The following is a 908-nucleotide window of genomic DNA, read 5'->3' on the forward strand; positions in this document are numbered from 1 at the left end:
TACGTCGGCGCCGGCACCGTCGAATTCCTCGTCTCCGCCGACGGCTACATCTCCTTCCTCGAGGTCAACACCCGCCTCCAGGTCGAACACCCCGTCACCGAAGAAGTCTCCGGCATCGACCTCGTCCGCGAGATGTTCCGCATCGCCGACGGCGAACCCCTCGGCTACGACGACCCCGCCCTGCGCGGCCACTCCATCGAGTTCCGCATCAACGGCGAAGACCCCGGCCGCGGCTTCCTCCCCGCCCCCGGCACCGTCACCAAGTTCGCCCCGCCCTCGGGCCCCGGCGTCCGCCTCGACGCAGGCGTCGAATCCGGCTCCGTCATCGGACCCGCCTGGGACTCCCTCCTCGCCAAACTCATCATCACCGGCGCCACCCGCGAACAAGCCCTCCAGCGCGCCGCCCGCGCCCTGGCCGAGTTCGAGATCGAAGGCATGGCCACCGCCATCCCCTTCCACCGCGCCGTCGTCACCGACCCCGCCTTCAACCCCGCCGACGCAAACCCCTTCACCGTCCACACCCGCTGGATCGAAACCGAGTTCGTCAACAAGATCCCCGCCTTCGTCGCCCCCGCCGCCGACGACACCGAGGACGAACCCGGCCGCGAAACCGTCGTCGTCGAGGTCGGCGGCAAACGCCTGGAGGTCTCGCTGCCGTCGTCCCTGGGCATGACCCTGGCCCGCACCGCGGCCGCCGGCGGCGCCAAGCCCAAACGCCGCGCCGCCAAGAAGACCGGCCCCGCCGCCTCCGGCGACACCCTCGCCTCCCCCATGCAGGGCACCATCGTCAAGGTCGCCGTCGAAGAAGGCCAGCAGGTCACCGAGGGCGAACTCATCGTCGTCCTCGAAGCCATGAAGATGGAGCAGCCCCTCAACGCCCACCGCTCCGGCACCATCACCGGCCTCAA

At 70.3% G+C, this 908-nt stretch carries 1 protein-coding gene; it reads left to right on the forward strand.

What is annotated here, in order from left to right:
• On the forward strand, window positions 1-908 hold a 908-nt coding region (locus OTB16_RS39150; RefSeq protein WP_267727717.1), incomplete at both ends, for an ATP-binding protein.

Source organism: Streptomyces antarcticus, from assembly GCF_026627255.1.
Lineage (GTDB): Bacteria > Actinomycetota > Actinomycetes > Streptomycetales > Streptomycetaceae > Streptomyces > Streptomyces antarcticus.